This window comes from Escherichia sp. KCJ4928, assembly GCF_004352695.1.
In the GTDB taxonomy this organism is placed as follows: domain Bacteria; phylum Pseudomonadota; class Gammaproteobacteria; order Enterobacterales; family Enterobacteriaceae; genus ECMA0423.
Window position 1 is genome coordinate 1 of record NZ_SJWV01000460.1, and the last position, 929, is coordinate 929.

The following is a 929-nucleotide window of genomic DNA, read 5'->3' on the forward strand; positions in this document are numbered from 1 at the left end:
CCAATATACTTAGCAAACTATGTGATCTCCATTTCGATTGATTTAGTGTTTATTGACGTATGTACTGGATTATTAACGATAATATCGAGTTCTGGCCTGAGCACCGAAAATTAATATCGGTACATAACGCCGATCTTAACGTCGTTCTGACAACGCCAGCCAGTCGATGTTTATCACTTCTACTTGAAGCTTTTCCTGATGTGGTTGCACAACAAGATTTTTTCACCAGAGTCTGGGAAGAAGAAGGTATGCGTGTGCCTACTAACACGTTATATCAGAACATATCCATTATCAGACGCGGATTTCGCGCTGTTGGTGATACTACCCACTCGCTAATTGCAACCGTGCCGAGAAGAGGATTCAAGATCCATAATGACATTAACATACAAAATCATGTAATAAACTCGTCAACAGACGCACATACACACAATGCCCCACCTGCCATAAAAGTTAATGCGGGATACAAAGAGAGCATTGGTGGCGCAAAGAATTTCAATAACAAAATCCTCAAACATATAAAAAGTCATCTAATTATGTTGAGCGCATTTGTCATAGGCGCATATTCTGCATATTGGCTATGGAATAATAATCAACCGAAGCCATTTTTCAAGGATTACAAGACTGTTGCGGAAATTAATGGCTGCCATTTTAATGTAACAGAAGATACAATTGATGGGTTGAAAGAGTTCGATAAATATAAAACACGGATACTGGATTCGGGGATTAACTGTAAAAAATATCCGTGGTTATACTTCCCTCTTGCAAAATCCTCACCGGGGATGATTGTTATGGCATGCAATAAAAACTATAACCAACATGAAGTGGCTGGCTGTTTAACCCTGTCTTACCGTGAGGTTAATCGTGATTGATTATAAAAAAAACTTATTATTTATTTTAGTTTTTATCAGTGGGTTTATTCTCTTCACTGT

At 38.0% G+C, this 929-nt stretch carries 1 protein-coding gene and 1 pseudogene; both read left to right on the top strand.

Annotated elements, in window-relative coordinates; genetic code table 11:
- Positions 1–59: 59 nt before the first annotated feature.
- A complete protein-coding gene (locus E0D98_RS24840; RefSeq protein ID WP_001296968.1) occupies positions 60–869 on the top strand; it encodes a transcriptional regulator in 810 nt (269 codons plus the stop codon).
- Positions 862–929, top strand: a pseudogene (locus E0D98_RS28220) (hypothetical protein); the annotation flags it as partial. The gene E0D98_RS24840 and the pseudogene E0D98_RS28220, both read left to right, overlap by 8 nt.